The 15,008-nt window shown below is 43.7% G+C and carries 18 protein-coding genes, 1 tRNA gene and 1 pseudogene; 15 read left to right on the top strand and 5 right to left on the bottom strand.

The window, feature by feature from the left end; genetic code table 11:
* Positions 1-15: 15 nt before the first annotated feature.
* The 15 genes from rsmD to FERRO_RS01555 all read left to right on the top strand — a co-directional run bounded on the left by rsmD (position 16) and on the right by FERRO_RS01555 (position 10,992).
* On the top strand, positions 16-564 hold the full coding sequence (gene rsmD, locus FERRO_RS01625; RefSeq protein ID WP_056929126.1) for a 16S rRNA (guanine(966)-N(2))-methyltransferase RsmD: 549 nt from the start codon (positions 16-18) through the stop codon (positions 562-564).
* Positions 565-571: 7 nt separating this feature from the next.
* Positions 572-1,072 carry a pantetheine-phosphate adenylyltransferase gene (gene coaD / locus FERRO_RS01620; RefSeq protein WP_056929125.1) on the top strand — a complete coding sequence of 167 codons (501 nt, stop codon included), beginning with the start codon at positions 572-574 and terminating at the stop codon, positions 1,070-1,072.
* Positions 1,073-1,336 carry a YfhL family 4Fe-4S dicluster ferredoxin gene (locus tag FERRO_RS01615; RefSeq protein WP_056929124.1) on the top strand — a complete coding sequence of 88 codons (264 nt, stop codon included), beginning with the start codon at positions 1,073-1,075 and terminating at the stop codon, positions 1,334-1,336. It abuts the gene before it with no gap.
* 17 nt (positions 1,337-1,353) lie between these two features.
* Entirely contained in the window at positions 1,354-3,024 is a 1,671-nt protein-coding gene (locus FERRO_RS01610) for a tetratricopeptide repeat protein (protein WP_160318080.1), read from the top strand.
* A gap of 8 nt (positions 3,025-3,032) precedes the next feature.
* Positions 3,033-3,614, top strand: a complete 582-nt coding sequence (lolB, locus tag FERRO_RS01605; RefSeq protein ID WP_056929122.1) for a lipoprotein insertase outer membrane protein LolB — start codon at positions 3,033-3,035, stop codon at positions 3,612-3,614.
* Position 3,615: 1 nt separating this feature from the next.
* Positions 3,616-4,452 (top strand): 4-(cytidine 5'-diphospho)-2-C-methyl-D-erythritol kinase, encoded by an 837-nt coding sequence (gene ispE / locus FERRO_RS01600; RefSeq protein WP_056929121.1) that lies wholly within the window; start codon positions 3,616-3,618, stop codon positions 4,450-4,452.
* A gap of 5 nt (positions 4,453-4,457) precedes the next feature.
* Positions 4,458-4,532: transfer RNA gene (locus FERRO_RS01595), tRNA-Gln, on the top strand.
* Between the two features lie 44 nt (positions 4,533-4,576).
* Positions 4,577-5,527, top strand: coding sequence for a ribose-phosphate pyrophosphokinase (locus tag FERRO_RS01590; RefSeq protein ID WP_056929120.1), 951 nt, complete (start codon positions 4,577-4,579; stop codon positions 5,525-5,527).
* A gap of 64 nt (positions 5,528-5,591) precedes the next feature.
* Positions 5,592-6,245: a 50S ribosomal protein L25/general stress protein Ctc gene (locus tag FERRO_RS01585; protein WP_056929119.1), complete on the top strand. Its 654-nt coding sequence runs from the start codon at positions 5,592-5,594 to the stop codon at positions 6,243-6,245.
* Positions 6,246-6,308: 63 nt separating this feature from the next.
* Positions 6,309-6,893: an aminoacyl-tRNA hydrolase gene (gene pth / locus FERRO_RS01580; RefSeq protein WP_056929118.1), complete on the top strand. Its 585-nt coding sequence runs from the start codon at positions 6,309-6,311 to the stop codon at positions 6,891-6,893.
* 5 nt (positions 6,894-6,898) lie between these two features.
* Positions 6,899-7,453: a BPSL1445 family SYLF domain-containing lipoprotein gene (locus tag FERRO_RS01575; protein ID WP_056929117.1), complete on the top strand. Its 555-nt coding sequence runs from the start codon at positions 6,899-6,901 to the stop codon at positions 7,451-7,453.
* Between the two features lie 17 nt (positions 7,454-7,470).
* A complete protein-coding gene (gene ychF / locus FERRO_RS01570; RefSeq protein ID WP_056929116.1) occupies positions 7,471-8,562 on the top strand; it encodes a redox-regulated ATPase YchF in 1,092 nt (363 codons plus the stop codon).
* Between the two features lie 69 nt (positions 8,563-8,631).
* Positions 8,632-9,483, top strand: coding sequence for an alpha/beta hydrolase (locus tag FERRO_RS01565; protein WP_082601140.1), 852 nt, complete (start codon positions 8,632-8,634; stop codon positions 9,481-9,483).
* Between the two features lie 12 nt (positions 9,484-9,495).
* Positions 9,496-9,750, top strand: a complete 255-nt coding sequence (locus FERRO_RS01560; RefSeq protein WP_056929114.1) for an acyl carrier protein — start codon at positions 9,496-9,498, stop codon at positions 9,748-9,750.
* 6 nt (positions 9,751-9,756) lie between these two features.
* On the top strand, positions 9,757-10,992 hold the full coding sequence (locus FERRO_RS01555; RefSeq protein WP_056929113.1) for a beta-ketoacyl-[acyl-carrier-protein] synthase family protein: 1,236 nt from the start codon (positions 9,757-9,759) through the stop codon (positions 10,990-10,992).
* A gap of 146 nt (positions 10,993-11,138) precedes the next feature.
* Here FERRO_RS01555 and lipA read toward each other — a convergent pair.
* The 5 genes and pseudogenes from lipA to FERRO_RS01530 all read right to left on the bottom strand — a co-directional run.
* Positions 11,139-12,059 (bottom strand): annotated as a pseudogene (lipA, locus tag FERRO_RS01550) (lipoyl synthase); the annotation flags it as partial.
* An 11-nt stretch (positions 12,060-12,070) separates the two neighbouring features.
* Positions 12,071-12,709 (bottom strand): lipoyl(octanoyl) transferase LipB, encoded by a 639-nt coding sequence (gene lipB / locus FERRO_RS01545; RefSeq protein WP_204374715.1) that lies wholly within the window; start codon positions 12,707-12,709, stop codon positions 12,071-12,073.
* Between the two features lie 11 nt (positions 12,710-12,720).
* Complete coding sequence (locus FERRO_RS01540; protein ID WP_056929111.1) at positions 12,721-13,011, bottom strand: YbeD family protein; 291 nt, start codon at positions 13,009-13,011, stop codon at positions 12,721-12,723.
* Between the two features lies 1 nt (position 13,012).
* Positions 13,013-13,846, bottom strand: coding sequence for a D-amino acid aminotransferase (locus FERRO_RS01535; protein ID WP_056929110.1), 834 nt, complete (start codon positions 13,844-13,846; stop codon positions 13,013-13,015).
* Positions 13,843-15,003 (bottom strand): D-alanyl-D-alanine carboxypeptidase family protein, encoded by a 1,161-nt coding sequence (locus FERRO_RS01530; protein ID WP_082601138.1) that lies wholly within the window; start codon positions 15,001-15,003, stop codon positions 13,843-13,845. Before FERRO_RS01530 ends, FERRO_RS01535 begins: the two co-directional genes overlap by 4 nt.
* Between the last annotated feature and the right edge of the window lie 5 nt (positions 15,004-15,008).

The raw sequence follows: 15,008 nt of genomic DNA, 5'->3' as shown, positions 1-15,008 counted from the left end.
GATTTTACCTGATCTATGGCGAAGGAAAACAAAGGGAAAGTTAAAATTATTGGTGGTCACTGGCGTGGTCGATGGCTCGAGTTTGCCGGAGTGGCAGATTTAAGGCCGACACCCAATCGTGTTCGTGAAACCCTTTTTAATTGGTTGGGCCAAACATTAGTGGGTTATAAATGCCTAGATCTTTTTGCTGGAAGTGGTGCGCTAGGTTTTGAGGCGCTCTCGCGAGGTGCGTCACAGGTGGTATTTGTGGAGAATTTTCGTCCGTCAGTGAATTATCTTAAAGACAATGCTACTAAATTAGGTGCACATAATGCCACCATTGTTAGTGCCGACAGCTGGCAATGGTTGAGTTCTATTGTAGAAGTATACGATATCATTTTTTTAGACCCACCCTTTACCAAGACAGATTATGCTAGTCTTCTAGAGCTTGTAGTCACAAAATTGGCTCCTGGGGGGCTGGTCTACTGTGAATCACCGAGGGGGCTTGGAGTGAGCGAGAAATGGCTAGTTGTTAAACAAGATCAAGCGGGTCAAGTACAATATCAACTATTACGAGCAATATAGGACTTTTATGAAAACCAAGGCCGTTTATGCAGGAACCTTCGATCCCTTAACCCTGGGTCATGAGGATTTAATTCGTCGTGGCGCTAATTTGTTTGGTGAAGTGATTGTAGCCATTGCTGATAGTCGCAATAAGCGACCTTTGTTCTCCTTAGAAGAACGCGTTGAGTTAGCCCGTCAGTGTGTAAGTCATTTTGATAATGTTCGTGTTGAGGGATTTTCTGGCTTACTGGCCGATTTTCTTAAAATAAACCACGCGAATGTAATTTTGAGAGGTTTACGGGCCGTATCTGATTTTGATTTCGAGTTTCAAATGGCCGGAATGAACCGTCGCCTACATCCTGATGTCGAAACATTATTCTTAACGCCTTCTGATCAATATATGTTTGTTTCATCAACGATTGTACGTGAAATTGCATTATTTAACGGCGATGTAAGTCAGTTTGTCAGTTCCAAAGTGATTTCCGCTCTGCACAAGAAAATTGAGTCGTTGCAAAAAGGAGGTAATTAAATGGCTTTAATGATTACCGATGAATGTATTAATTGTGATGTATGTGAGCCTGAGTGCCCTAACGATGCGATTAGTCAAGGTATTGAGATTTATGAGATTAATCCTAACAGTTGTACCGAGTGCGTGGGTCACTATGATACTCCTCAATGTCGAGAAGTATGTCCTGTGGATTGTATCCCGCTCAATCCTGAGTTTAATGAAAGCCAGGAAGAGCTGAAAGAAAAATACGATTTATTAATGAAAAAGAAAAATCAAGCCGCTTAATGAGGGAGCTTAAATTTATGGGTTTTTGGAAAAAAGGCTTATTGGCCACCTTAGCGTTATCTGTTCTTACTACTCCAGTGTGGGCCTCTGATGAACCCAATGAAGTACTTACTCCAAAAAGAATGTTTGAGTTCTTTGTTGGGGAGATTGCAGCACAACGTGGGCAATTTGATGTTGCCATCGGGGAGATGACGGATCTTGCTAAAGATACGAAAGACCCACGCATTGCTCAGCGTGCCACAGAAATGGCGTTATATGCGAAACAATATCAGGCAGCTGTACATAACCTTGATTTATGGCTAACTGAGGAGCCAAACGCTCCCGAAGCGCATCAGATTCTATCAGCTTTGTTGTTTAGTAATGTGTCGGTGGATGAGCTGACAACAGTGATTAAAGATTGGCTCAGCACTAATCCAAAGGGAGTGGATGAGATGTTTGACCGACTCACGCCACCTATAGTCCAAATGCATGATCCCAAACAAGCTTATCAATTAACAAAAAATATTACTGAAAACTATGATCAAAGCATGGCGGCTCAATATTTGTTGGCGATCACCGCCTTTCAGGCTGATCAGTCGGATGAGGCCTTGTCAGCAGTTAATAACATGTTAGATATTAAAGGTGATTCAGAAAAAGCCGCTCTATTGAAGGGGCAGATTCTAGGGCATACTCATCCTGCCGATGCGTTAGATTTCTATCAACAATTTCTTGATCAATATCCTGATTCGCAAAGTATTAGACTAAGTTACGCACGCGAATTAGTGAATCAAAAACATTTCCAAAAAGCACGCGATCAGTTTACTTATTTAGTTAAGAAGAATCCCCATAATGTTGATATTAAACTTGCCGTAGCCTTATTAAACTTACAGCTTAAAGATTATGGCGCGACCATGAACCAACTCAATGATCTACTAAGCCAGGGTAATTCTGATGCCAATGTTATTCATTATTATTTAGGTGAGACAGAGGAAGAGCAGAAACATTGGCAACTGGCTTTAGATCAATACGCTCAAGTGAAAGAGGGCGATCAGTATTTTAATAGTCAAATCAGATTAGCCTTGTTGACGGCTAAACAAAAAGATCTGGCCTCTGGCCTTGATATATTGCATCGATTGCGCGCCCAAGATGATCAAGAGGTTGAACAATTATTCTTTAGTGAAGAGCAAATGAGGCGTGATGCAGGGGACTTGAAGGGAGCTTACAACCTTCTTGATCATGCGTTAAAGCAACAACCAGAGAATGTAAATATGCTCTATGAACAAGCGATTTTGGCTGATCGCCTTAATCATTTTGACGTGGTTGAGGATAATCTAAAACGAGTTATTGCCCTTCGACCTAATTACGCGCAAGCCTACAATGCCCTTGGATATAGTATGACTGAGAGAGGAGTACGACTTGATGAGGCCAAACGATTAATTGAAAAAGCGCTGACGATTACACCTAATGATCCTTTTATTTTAGATAGCTTGGGTTGGGTGGACTACCGTTTAGGAAATAATACAGATGCTCTCTACGCCCTTAAGCAAGCTTATACTCTTCAAGAGGATCCTGAAATTGCTGCCCACTTAGGCGAGGTATTATGGCAGTCAGGTAACCCAGAGGAAGCCCGTAAGCTTTGGCAGAAGAGCTTGGCTGATCACCCCAATAACGATGCATTGAAAGAAACTATTCATCGCTTCATGCAGTAGGTTTTTCAGTGTTAAAAAAAATCTGTCTGTTGTGCTGTGTGGTGTTACTCGCTTCCTGTGCCACACATCACAATTTAGATATTACCGATGATCAGGTTGAAGGAAGTGGTGTCATTGATCATGTATCATTTATTGGCCGAATTGCTGTGGCCAATACTGAGCATAGTGATAGTGGCTCTATTGAATGGCAAGGTGATTTTTTAAGGCAGCAAATTGTTTTACTCTCTCCCATTGGTACCACGGTGGCTGAAATCAATCATCGCCCAGAGCAAACGCAATTGAGTTTATCGCAGGAGCAAACAGTGGTGGCTCAGAATGTGGAAGAGGTGACGCGCCGGATGCTGGGTTATCCCCTCCCCTTAGAGGGGATGCCTTGGTGGGTAATAGGACAAAGCTGGCCATCTAGTCCCGTGAACATTGTTAAAGATGCGGCGGGAAGAGTAAGTTCTTTAAGTCAGGATAATTGGCTAATTACTTACGGACAATGGCAAAAAATAAACAATCTGTGGCTCCCCAAGAGTATTAGTCTGACTCAAGAGGATATAAGAATTCGTATCCATGTGGATAAGTGGCATATTGTAAGGCACTAAAATGGTCTCTCAAACGTTGTCTGTGTTAGCGCCAGCTAAACTGAATTTGTTTTTACATGTTATCGGTCAGCGTCAGGATGGTTACCATCTATTGCAGTCTCTCATGACTTTTGTGGATTTTAATGATGAGATTAACCTGGAATTAAGGCTAGATGGCCTGATTAGGCGTGTTGGACACTATAGTATTCCTGAGGATCAAGATCTGGTCATCAAAGCAGCTCGCTTGCTCCAGAGTTATACCAAAAGTACCTGTGGCGTGGATATTTCGTACAACAAAAAAATTCCCATGGGGGCAGGGTTGGGAGGAGGCAGTTCCGATGCCGCAAGTGTTTTGATAGGATTAAATCAACTATGGAAGATAGCGGTAAGTAGACGGGAGTTGGCGGAAGTTGCACTGACTTTAGGCGCAGATGTGCCGTTTTTTATAGGTGGAGAGAGTGCTTTTGTGGAAGGGATTGGCGAAATAGTAACACCTCTATCCCTTCCGCCGCGTTGGTTTATGGTGCTTAACCCTGGTATTGGGGTCAGTACGGCAGAGGTCTTTCGTGATTCAGAATTGACAAGAGATTCACAACCAGTCAAAATGTCAAACTTTTCAGGAACATTTGGGCGCAATGATTTGCAGCCTGTAGTTGAAAAACGTATTCCTGAAGTGAAGCGCCTGTTAAACTGGCTTAAACAATGGGGGGATGCCAGAATGTCTGGCTCAGGGACCTCATGCTTTGTGGCCTTTGATCGGGAAGAAGAGGCTTATCAAGCCTGGCTGGTAAAGCCCAGCGAATGGAGTGGATTTGTAGCTCGCAGTATGAACTGTCATCCATTGCGAGAGTGGTTGTAAACAGCAGGGGAGTCGCCAAGTGGTAAGGCACCGGATTTTGATTCCGGCATTCGTAGGTTCGATCCCTACCTCCCCTGCCATTTTTATTTAAACTTATTATTAGTCAGAGGTTGTTAAGCCTTCCATGTCGTCTGCTAACTTAATGGTTTTTACTGGAACAGCTAATCCAAAGCTGGCCAGTGAAGTGGCTAATCACTTAAATATTTCTGTAGGTAGAGCCACTGTGGGTCGTTTTAGTGACGGCGAAGTCATGGTGGAAGTACTTGAGAATGTCCGCGGTAAAGACTGTTTTATTTTGCAGTCCACTTGCGCCCCAACGAATGATCACTTGATGGAAATAATGGTCATGACCGATGCGTTGCGTCGTGCCTCGGCCGCGAGAATTACAGCCGCTATTCCTTATTTTGGTTATGCGCGACAAGATCGACGTCCGCGTTCAGCGCGGGTGGCTATTTCTGCTAAAGTCGTCGCGAATATGTTGCAAGGTGTTGGCGTTGATAGGTTGCTAACCATGGATTTGCATTCTGATCAAATCCAAGGTTTTTTTGATATACCGGTGGATAATGTCTATTCCACGCCGGTGTTTTTAGGGGATATTTGGCGCGAGGCTTACCCGAACCTGACAGTGGTTTCTCCTGATGTGGGTGGGGTGGTTAGAGCGCGCGCTGTGGCCAAAAGATTGGAAGCGGATCTCGTTATTATAGATAAACGACGTCCTAAGCCGAATGTGGCTCAAGTGATGAATGTTATTGGTGAAGTGGTTGGAAAAACCTGTCTAATTATGGATGATATGGTGGATACAGCCAATACCTTATGTGAGGCAGCCGCTGCGTTAAAGGCCCATGGCGCTAGTAAAGTATTGGCATACATTACTCATCCTGTCTTATCAGGTAAAGCGCCTAACCGTATTAAAGAGTCCGCCTTGGATGAATTGGTGGTCACCGATACGATTCCGCTATCAGAATTGTCTGCGGATTGTTCAAAAATACGTCAGTTAGGCATTGCTGGATTAATGGCAGAAACCATTCGTCGTATTAGCGATGAGGATTCTGTGAGTTCTTTATTTATGGAGTAGTAGTACCCTTATTATCTGGTCGCGGATAGTGAGGTTTTTATAATGTAATGTAAAGGAAATCAACATGGAAATTAAAGTAACTCAAAGAAGCGTACAGGGCACTGGAGCGAGCCGCCGCCTGCGCCGTCAGGGACGTGTTCCTGGTATCGTCTATGGTGGAGGAGCTGAAGCGTTAGCTATTGAACTGGATCATAATGAGATCTTTCATAAACTACGTCAAGAATCATTTCATTCCTCCATTCTTACCATGAAAATGGATAACAAAACAGAACAGGCTCTATTGCGTAATGTGCAAATGCATCCCTTTAAGCCAATCGTCTTACATGTTGATTTTCAGCGCGTTAGCGCCAATGAAAAAATCCATATGAAAGTACCTTTCCATTTTGTTAATGGTGATACTTCTCCTGCTGTAAAACTCTCTGGTGCTATCATCAGTCATATTTTCAATGAAGTAGAGGTATTATGTTTCCCGCAAAATCTACCAGAATTCATTGAGGTAGACTTAAAAGACTTAACGGTTGGCCATTCATTACATTTGGCGGACGTGAAAACCCCAGATGGCATTGAATTTGTGGCGGTGGTCAAAGGTGAAAATCCTGCAGTGGTATCTGCAATATTGCCGCGTGCAGCCAAAGCAGAAGATGACAATGCTCCAGTTGTATCAGCCGCTGATGTTCCGGCAGCCAACCAAAAAGCACCCGCTGGCTCTGACAAATAGTCGTTGTTTAATACATCTATGGGTAAGGAAAGATATTTCTTACCCATATTGTAATCGTATCTCATGGAGTCCACTTTGCGTTTAATTGTGGGGCTAGGAAATCCTGGTAAAGAATACGAACTTACGCGCCACAATGCGGGGTTTTGGTTTGTTGAGCGTATAGCTCAAAGCGTTAACGGAAAATGGACCTTAGAATCCCGTTTTCAATCTCAAGTCACCATGGTCCGAATTCATCAACAGGATATTTGGTTGTTAAAGCCGCTTACTTTTATGAATGCTAGCGGTAGATCGGTATCTTTGTTTAGTCATTTCTATCGGATTCATCCTTCTGATATTCTAGTGGTTCACGATGAGCTCGATCTCTCGGCTGGCGAGGTGAAATTAAAGTTTGGTGGTGGTAGTGCTGGTCATAACGGTTTAAAGGATATCACACGCACTTTAGCCACTCCTGAATATTGGCGCCTGCGCTTAGGCATTGATCACCCTGGTGAGCGACACAGGGTAGCTGATTACGTGTTAAACCGACCCACTCATGCAGAACATTTAGCTATTGAGGGGGCCATGGATCGAGTAGAACATGTGATGGCAGAGTTTTTAGTTGGCTCGAAAGACAAGGCAGTAAAATTACTTCATTCAAAACAAGGATAAAGATCATGACCTCTACTTTTTTTCTACGTCCTGTATCAAGATTTTTTTTAGTTTGTTGTTTACTCTTTGCCTTCACTGCCCATGCCGAATCAAAGCAGGAAATTGATGCGGAAGTAAAAGAAACAGTCCAACACTTTGCTCAATACTCTAGTGCCGGATTGGATTTAATGCATCAGTCACAGGGATATTTAGTCTTTCCAAACATTGTGAAGGCTGGCATGGGTATTGGGGGATCCTATGGTGAAGGGGTACTCATTGTGGGCGGTAAAACGGTTGGTTATTACAATATTGCATCCGCTTCTTTTGGCTTTCAGTTAGGGGTAGAGTCCCATAGTGCTGTGATTTTGTTCATGAAACAATCTGCGTTAAGCCATTTTCGTAATAGTCCCGGATGGCAAGCAGGCGTTGATGGCAGCGTGGCGCTCGCAACATTGGGGGCGGCAGGTAAAATTAATACACAAACGCTCAATCAACCTATTATAGGGTTTATTTTTTCAAATAAAGGCTTGATGTTTGATTTAAGTCTTGAGGGATCTAAGATCACTCAAGTTTATCGTTAGATAAGGTGAGTTAAGTTATGAGTTTACAGTGCGGTATTGTTGGGTTGCCTAATGTTGGTAAATCTACCTTATTTAATGCATTAACTAAAGCGCAGATTGCAGCAGAAAATTATCCTTTTTGCACCATTGAGCCTAACGTGGGAGTGGTTGAGGTTCCTGACCCACGGCTAAGCCAGCTAGCGCAGATTGTTTCTCCTGAAAGAGTCTTACCTGCTGTGACGGAATTTGTTGATATTGCAGGGCTGGTGGCGGGTGCCTCTAAGGGAGAGGGACTCGGTAATCAATTTCTGGCAAACATCAGAGAAACCGATGCGATTGCCCATGTGGTTCGCTGTTTTGAGGATACAAACGTTATTCATGTGGCAGGAAAAATTGATCCCATTGATGACATTGAAATTATTAACACAGAGCTGGCTTTGGCTGACTTGGCTACTGTTGAGAAAGCCGTTCAAAGAGCGCAGAAAACAGCCAGGGCTGGGGATAAGGACGCCCTTCGTTTGCTGTCAATTCTAGAGGTGATTCACAGTAAACTTAATCAAGGAACCCCTGTAAGAGCCATGGGGTTTGATGAGGAGGAAAAGATTCTAATCAGACCTTTATGTCTTATTACCGCAAAGCCTGCATTATATGTGGCGAACGTTGCTGAAGGCGGGTTTGAAAACAATCCTCTATTAGATAAGGTGATTGCCTATGCCCGCCAAGAGGGAGCCCCTGTGGTGCCTATTTGTGCGGCCATTGAAGCACAGTTGTCCGATCTTAGCGATGAAGACAAATTACTGTTTCTCTCTGATATGGGGCTATCGGAAGCAGGACTTGATCGATTAATACGTGCTGTATATAAATTGCTTGGTTTGGAAACTTACTTTACAGCGGGTGTCAAAGAGGTAAGGGCTTGGACAATACGCTCAGGCGCCACAGCGCCCCAGGCGGCCGGAGTGATCCATAACGACTTCGAGAGAGGATTTATTCGTGCAGAGGTCATTGCTTTTGATGACTATATCGCCTGTCGTGGCGAGTCAGGCGCTAAAGAGGCTGGTAAAATGCGTCTTGAAGGAAAAGAGTATCGAGTGAAAGATGGTGATGTAATGCACTTTAGGTTTAATGTATAATAATATTTTTAGTTTTACATTTATTTACAAATTTATTACAAATAGTAAACTTGGTAATAACAGGAGCAGATGGTTAATTCGATTTTCATGAAGGGGAAAAAATCCTCTGCAGTGCTTTTGCTGCATGGATTATATGGAACCCCTCAACAGTTACAGTACATTGGCCGTAAACTCAATGTTCAAGGTGGCTATAACGTTTGTATTCCTAATATTCAAGGTTATTCAGTTTTTGATAACCCTGAGGCCAATGTCACCACTAAATGGCCACACTGGTTAGAGCAGGTGGAGGCACGCTTTGATGCTCTAAAACGTGAGTATGATGAGGTCAGTGTAGCAGGTCTTTGTATTGGTGCGGATCTGTGCCTTGAACTTGCAGCCATTAGAAGTCCTGATATTTATTCATTAATTTTATATTCAGCACCTCTGCGTTATGACGGGTGGAATGTGACTTGGATGCGCTGGCTAAAATTTTTAGGTTATTACACACCGATTCGGTACTTTTGGTCCTTAACTGAACGTCCTCCATACGGTCTTAAAGATGAGCGTATTCGGCAGTGGGTGGCCCATCAGATGGAAAAGCAAGGCTCTTCAGCAATCGGATCATCGGCCTCTCCATTAACGGGGGTATTAGAGTCTGAGAGACTCATGCGCAGTGTTCGCAAAAAGTTACACAAAATATCGGCCCCGACACTTATAATACATGCTGTTGAAGATGATCTGGCGAGTCCTAAGAACGCTGATTTGATTGAAAAAAGTATTTCTTCCTCAGTGATTAAGAAAGTGTTATTGAATAACTGTTATCATATAATTACTATGGATTTTGAGAAGGAGCGAGTAGCTCAAGAGACACTTGGTTTTATTCAATCACAACCGCAATCGGATGTGGTTCAAAACAAAACCAATCTGTTACTTGTCAGCTAGTTTAGAAGATTAATGAGTTCATTACCTTTAATACAAAAAATGCTCATAGAAGAGTTTGGTCTTACTGAAGAGCAAGTGAAACCTGAGTCTCAACTCAATGAGTTAGGAGTTGACTCATTGGCAACCGTTGAATTTATGTTTATGTTAGAGGATCGGTTTAAACTTAAAATGAGTGGTGAGCCAGTGCCTATTAAAACCGTCGGTGATATTGCTAAAGAAGTGGATTTGGTTATGGAAAAGCAAGGTATTACCCTACCAAACAACTAAAGCTGTATGAATAAGGTTGTGGTGACAGGAATAGGAGCCATTACGCCACTGGGTCCTGACTTTACTTCCCTGATGAAGGCGGTGTATGAAGGTAGTTCAGGGGTGAGGGCTCTTACCACACCTTGGATAAGCCAATTACACTCCCCTCTTGCTGCACCCATTTTATTTCCTGTAGATAATCAATTTACTAAATTACGACGTTTGATGCTCGATCGTGTCGCTCAGTTAGGCCTCATTGCGGTAAAAGAGGCGATGAATCAGGCAGCTCTTAATACCTCAATTGATGGTGGATTGCAGGGTGGCGTGTTTTGGGGAACGGGTATGGGAGGTGCCCAAACCTTAGAACAGGCTTATATGGATTCTTTCAGCCATCCTAATAGTCGTCCTCGACCTAGCACCATTGTGATGTTTATGACCAACTCCACCACTGGGCAAATCGGTATTGAACACAAAATTAAAGGGCCGAGCACCACTTATTCCTCCGCTTGTTCCTCCTCAGCTGTGGCGATTGGCGAAGCTTTTGAGGCAATTCGAAGTGGTAAAATCAACTATGCTGTAGCAGGGGGGAGCGAGGCGTTACTGACATTAGGCGTAATGAAGGCTTGGGAGTCACTGCAAACCTTAGCTCGTCCTGATGCCCAACACCCAGAAACCTCATGTCGTCCTTTTTCTAAGGACCGTTCAGGTTTTATTTTAGGTGAGGGAGCTGCCTCCTTGATTCTTGAAAGTGAGGAGCATGCAAGGCAAAGGGGAGCTCATATTTTATGTGAGTTAGTGGGCTACGGTAACACCACTGATGCCTCACATATCACTCAGCCTGAGGCAAATGGACAGGCGCGAGCCATGAGCATGGCCTTAGCTCAAGCCCAAATAAATATTGAAGAGGTAGATTACATCAATGCCCACGGCACGGGAACTCAAGTGGGGGATGTAAGCGAAACGAAGGCTATCCACCATGTGTTTGGGTGGCGTGCAAAAGCTATTCCAGTGAGTGCAACCAAAGCTTTACACGGTCATTTGATGGGGGCCACAGGAGCTGTGGAAATGGCTATCAGCCTTGGAACACTGATGTACAAAACTGTTCCTGGCACAGCGCATCTCTTCTATCCCGATTCAGAATGCGATCTTGACTACGTGGCAGAGGGGGCAAGAGTGTTACCTAAACTTGATGTAGTCATGAGCAATTCCTTTGGTTTTGGTGGCAACAATGCTGTTCTCGTTGCAAAACGTTACTCTGAATAAAAAAATAAAAAGTAGTTAATCCCTGTGGTTTATTTTACTCACTGACCTCGCTAGTCTTGTTATGGGTGTTTTTGCGGGCGTTAATTGCAACTACTCAGATAAATTAGCTGAGTAGTTGCTGCCACTGTGTGCACCCAATTATGAGATTAACTATTGACAACTCCAGCGGCGTGAGCCTGTTGGTCAGCATGATAACTTGATCTGACCATGGCGCCACAGGCTGCATGTTGGAAACCCATGTGGTAAGCTTCTTTAGTAAAGAAGTCAAACTCCTCTGGATTGACATAACGCTTAACAGGTAGGTGATGAAGTGTGGGTTGTAGATACTGGCCAATAGTCAGCATATCCGTTGCATGAGACCTTAAATCCCTCATCACCTCAAGGATTTCCTCATTACTTTCACCAAGCCCTACCATGAGTCCTGATTTGGTCACAATGTTTGGATGACGTCGCTTGAACTCTTTAATTAAGGTTAAAGAGTGTTGATAATCGGCACCAGGCCGAGCTTCTCGGTAAAGTCTCGGAACTGTCTCAAGATTATGATTCATGACATCAGGTAACGCTTGCCCTAAGATATCTAAAGCAATGTCTAAGCGACCTCTAAAATCAGGAACTAAAATTTCAATTTGTGTTTGTGGAGAAAGCTCTCTCACCGCTTTAATGCAGCGTACAAAGTGAAGTGCTCCGCCATCCCGTAAGTCATCACGATCGACACTGGTGATCACCACATAATTAAGTGCTAAGTTAGCAATGCTTTGAGCCAGATGGAGGGGCTCATGTTCATCAAGAGGGTCAGGTCGACCGTGCCCCACATCGCAAAAAGGACAGCGTCTTGTGCAGCGGTCACCCATAATCATAAATGTGGCGGTCCCTTTGCTAAAACACTCACCAATATTAGGGCAACTCGCTTCCTCACACACCGTGTGCAGTTGTTGTTCCCTTAAGAGCGTTTTAATTTCATTAAAACGTGGACTAGAGGCAGTTTTTACACGTATCCAATGGGGTTTTTTTAAGGGCTCTTGAGGCACAACTTTAATGGGGATTCGAGCAGTTTTTTGTGCTCCTTTTTCTTTCACACTCATCCTTGCTTTACCTCCAATTCTAATAAGTTAGAGAGCTCAATCATGACTCGCTCAATAACCGCCTCTTTAGTAATACCTCGATACCACTCTTTGACTTGAGTGGTTTTTAAACGTTCATAGCCACAAGGATTGATCAATGTGAAAGGAGTCATATCCATGTCTACATTAATGGAAAACCCATGACGACAATAGCCGTTTTGAATTCTTAAACCAAGTGCAGCTATTTTAGCATGCTCAACATAAATTCCTGGAGCGCCCTCCACACGATGGGCTTTAATGGCAAAAAAATCAAGCATATTGATTACAGTCTGTTCAATCGTATTCACCAGTTGCCTCACGGTGAGTTGATGTCGTTTTAAATCTAGTAAGAGATAAAAAATAATTTGTCCGGGTCCATGAAAGGTGATTTGACCGCCTCGGTCAGAGCGAATAACAGGAATGCTCTCAGGGTTAGCTAGAAGATGACTCATGAGTCCTGCTTGACCTAAAGTAAAGACCGAAGGGTGTTCTAAAACCCATAACTCATCTTGGGTGTCAGGCTGACGTTGTTGATTAAATGCTCTCATGGCGTCTAGGGCCTGAGCATAATCCGTCAGGCCGGGTAGTTGTCGAACGAGCAGGATTGAGTGGGTCACAAACAATACAATTAAAGAACCATGACCACAAGAGGATGAGCTGATAATTCACGATAAAGATTATCCAGTTGATCTCGTGACACGGCTCTGATGGTGCAGGTAACGCTGAGATATTTGCCCTCCCGGCTAGTTCTCATCTCCATGGTTCCTGCGTTGAAATCAGGAGCATGTTTGAGAACAATGTCAAGAATGGTTTGCGCAAAACCGTCCACGGTTTTACCCATAGCTTTAATGGGAAATTCGCAGGGGAAGTTAAACAAATCCTCTTGGGGTTCTTCATCATGAGAAAACTCTTGGGTCATATTATTTTAAACCCTGGTACAAAGACAGCAGCTCTCTGAACAGGGGGCCAGGAACACCTGCCCCTACTTTTTTTCCATCCATTTCAGTTATTGGGACGATTTCCCGCGTACTGGAGGTCATCAACAACTCACTTGCCTCTTGAAGTTGAGATCGAGTCACAGGCGCTTCCTTAAAGGGGATACCATGTTTTTTTGCTAACTCGATAACCAGATCATAGGTAATACCCGGTAAAATCAAATGATTACGGGGTGGGAACAGCAATTGTTCCTCATGCACTACAATGATATTACTCGCCGCTCCCTCAGTGACAAAACCATCGCGAATTAAGATACATTCAACTGCTTTATGATCAACAGCATATTGACGTAACAGCACATTAGCAAGAAGCGCCGTGGTTTTTAAATCACAGTGTAACCAACGGTTATCCTCATGAGTTACCACCTTTATCCCTTGACTTAACCACTCCTCAGGAACGGCAGTCATAGGTTTTGCCATAGCAAATACAGTGGCTTGAGTGTTGGCTGGGAAAGCATGGTCCCGTGGAGCTACCCCGCGGGTGATCTGTATATAAATAGAAGAGTCATCCGTTTCAGTTTCTTGCACCAATCGCGCAATAATAGGTTGCCATTGCTCAGCATCCAGAGGGGGAGACAAGCGAATGCCTGCAAGGCTTCGGTCAAGCCTTTTTAAATGGGCCTCAAGGGCGAATACCCTTCTGTTATAAACAGGGATCACTTCATAGACGCCATCACCAAAAATAAAACCACGATCTAATACCGATACGTGAGCTTTTTCTATGGGCAACCATTGCCCGTTTAAATAAACATGACTCATTTAATCATTAACCTTATTGAATCCCATCCACGTGTAAAAGCATTACCCAAAGGAACGCTGTCTAAAGATATCAATGGAATACTTTCTATGGAAGAACCATTATAAGTGATATCAAGTTTACCAACGTTTTGGCCTACCATGACAGGCGCTATAATGGGTTGAAAGGTAGTGAGTAGCTCATGGAAATGGGTGCTGTCTCCCGCAGGATGGGTAATCCATACGTCCTCGTTAAAGCCGGCTTGGATTTGATGTAAGCTCCCTTTGTAAGCAGTGAGTACTTTGACAGGAGTGTTTTTCTTAAACAATAAAGTACTCTCAAAGGTTTGAAATCCCCAATTGATGAGTTTTTGACTTTCACTGGTTCGTGCTTTGTCGCTATTAGTCCCAAGCACCACCGATAAAATTCTTCTTTGTCCACGTTTAGCACTACTGATGAGGCAATAGCCCGCTGACTCGGTATGTCCTGTTTTTAAGCCATCCACACTAGGATCAATCCATAACAACCGATTACGGTTAGGTTGCGTGATATTGTTGTAGCGGTATTCTTTTGTTGAAAATAGTGATAAGTACTCAGGAAAATCACTGAGTAGGGTACTAGCAAGTTTAGCTAGATCACGGGCTGTACTGTAGTGCTGTGGATCAGGAAGACCGGTGGCGTTAGAGAAATGTGTGTTGGATAAACCTAATCTGGATGCTGTTAAATTCATACGGCTGACAAAAGCATCCTCTGAGCCTGCCACGCTCTCCGCCAAGGCAGTGGTGGCATCATTGCCGGATTGTATGATCATGCCATGAATGAGTTCATCTACCGTCACTGGTTTATTAGGTTCAATAAACATCCGCGAACCTGGAGCGCGCCAGGCATGTTCTGATACACTGACGTGTTGAGTTAAGCTGATTTTATGGTTACGCAGAGCGTCAAAAACCAAGTAAGCGCTCATCAATTTGGTCAGTGACGCAGGCTCAACACGCTCATCAGGGTTCAAGGTGGCTAACAGCTGATGTGACTCGACTTCTTCAAGGTAATACGCTTTAGCCGCGACATAGGGCGCCACTAGATTTGCATTAGTGTGTTGCTGTGCCGTGGTATCAGCCTTGGCATAGGTCATATTAAGAAAACAAGCAGTTAGTGCAATGTAATGGGCGGCTTTAATCATTATTC

The sequence above is a fragment of the Ferrovum sp. JA12 genome, assembly GCF_001431705.1.
Classification (GTDB): Bacteria; Pseudomonadota; Gammaproteobacteria; order Burkholderiales; family Ferrovaceae; genus PN-J185.
This window is presented reverse-complemented; position numbering and strand designations above follow the sequence as displayed.

Excerpts from the sequence above, each read along its gene's own strand:
- ychF (WP_056929116.1), top strand. The coding sequence starts at position 7,471 with ATGAGTTTACAGTGCGGTATTGTTGGGTTGCCTAATGTTGGTAAATCT.
- FERRO_RS01565 (WP_082601140.1), top strand. The coding sequence starts at position 8,632 with ATGGTTAATTCGATTTTCATGAAGGGGAAAAAATCCTCTGCAGTGCTT.
- ispE (WP_056929121.1), top strand. The coding sequence starts at position 3,616 with ATGGTCTCTCAAACGTTGTCTGTGTTAGCGCCAGCTAAACTGAATTTG.
- FERRO_RS01560 (WP_056929114.1), top strand. The coding sequence starts at position 9,496 with ATGAGTTCATTACCTTTAATACAAAAAATGCTCATAGAAGAGTTTGGT.
- FERRO_RS01555 (WP_056929113.1), top strand. The coding sequence starts at position 9,757 with ATGAATAAGGTTGTGGTGACAGGAATAGGAGCCATTACGCCACTGGGT.
- FERRO_RS01590 (WP_056929120.1), top strand. The coding sequence starts at position 4,577 with ATGTCGTCTGCTAACTTAATGGTTTTTACTGGAACAGCTAATCCAAAG.
- FERRO_RS01615 (WP_056929124.1), top strand. The coding sequence starts at position 1,073 with ATGGCTTTAATGATTACCGATGAATGTATTAATTGTGATGTATGTGAG.
- FERRO_RS01535 (WP_056929110.1), bottom strand. The coding sequence starts at position 13,846 with ATGAGTCATGTTTATTTAAACGGGCAATGGTTGCCCATAGAAAAAGCT.
- FERRO_RS01530 (WP_082601138.1), bottom strand. The coding sequence starts at position 15,003 with ATGATTAAAGCCGCCCATTACATTGCACTAACTGCTTGTTTTCTTAAT.
- rsmD (WP_056929126.1), top strand. The coding sequence starts at position 16 with ATGGCGAAGGAAAACAAAGGGAAAGTTAAAATTATTGGTGGTCACTGG.
- FERRO_RS01540 (WP_056929111.1), bottom strand. The coding sequence starts at position 13,011 with ATGACCCAAGAGTTTTCTCATGATGAAGAACCCCAAGAGGATTTGTTT.
- FERRO_RS01610 (WP_160318080.1), top strand. The coding sequence starts at position 1,354 with ATGGGTTTTTGGAAAAAAGGCTTATTGGCCACCTTAGCGTTATCTGTT.
- coaD (WP_056929125.1), top strand. The coding sequence starts at position 572 with ATGAAAACCAAGGCCGTTTATGCAGGAACCTTCGATCCCTTAACCCTG.
- FERRO_RS01575 (WP_056929117.1), top strand. The coding sequence starts at position 6,899 with ATGACCTCTACTTTTTTTCTACGTCCTGTATCAAGATTTTTTTTAGTT.
- pth (WP_056929118.1), top strand. The coding sequence starts at position 6,309 with ATGGAGTCCACTTTGCGTTTAATTGTGGGGCTAGGAAATCCTGGTAAA.
- FERRO_RS01585 (WP_056929119.1), top strand. The coding sequence starts at position 5,592 with ATGGAAATTAAAGTAACTCAAAGAAGCGTACAGGGCACTGGAGCGAGC.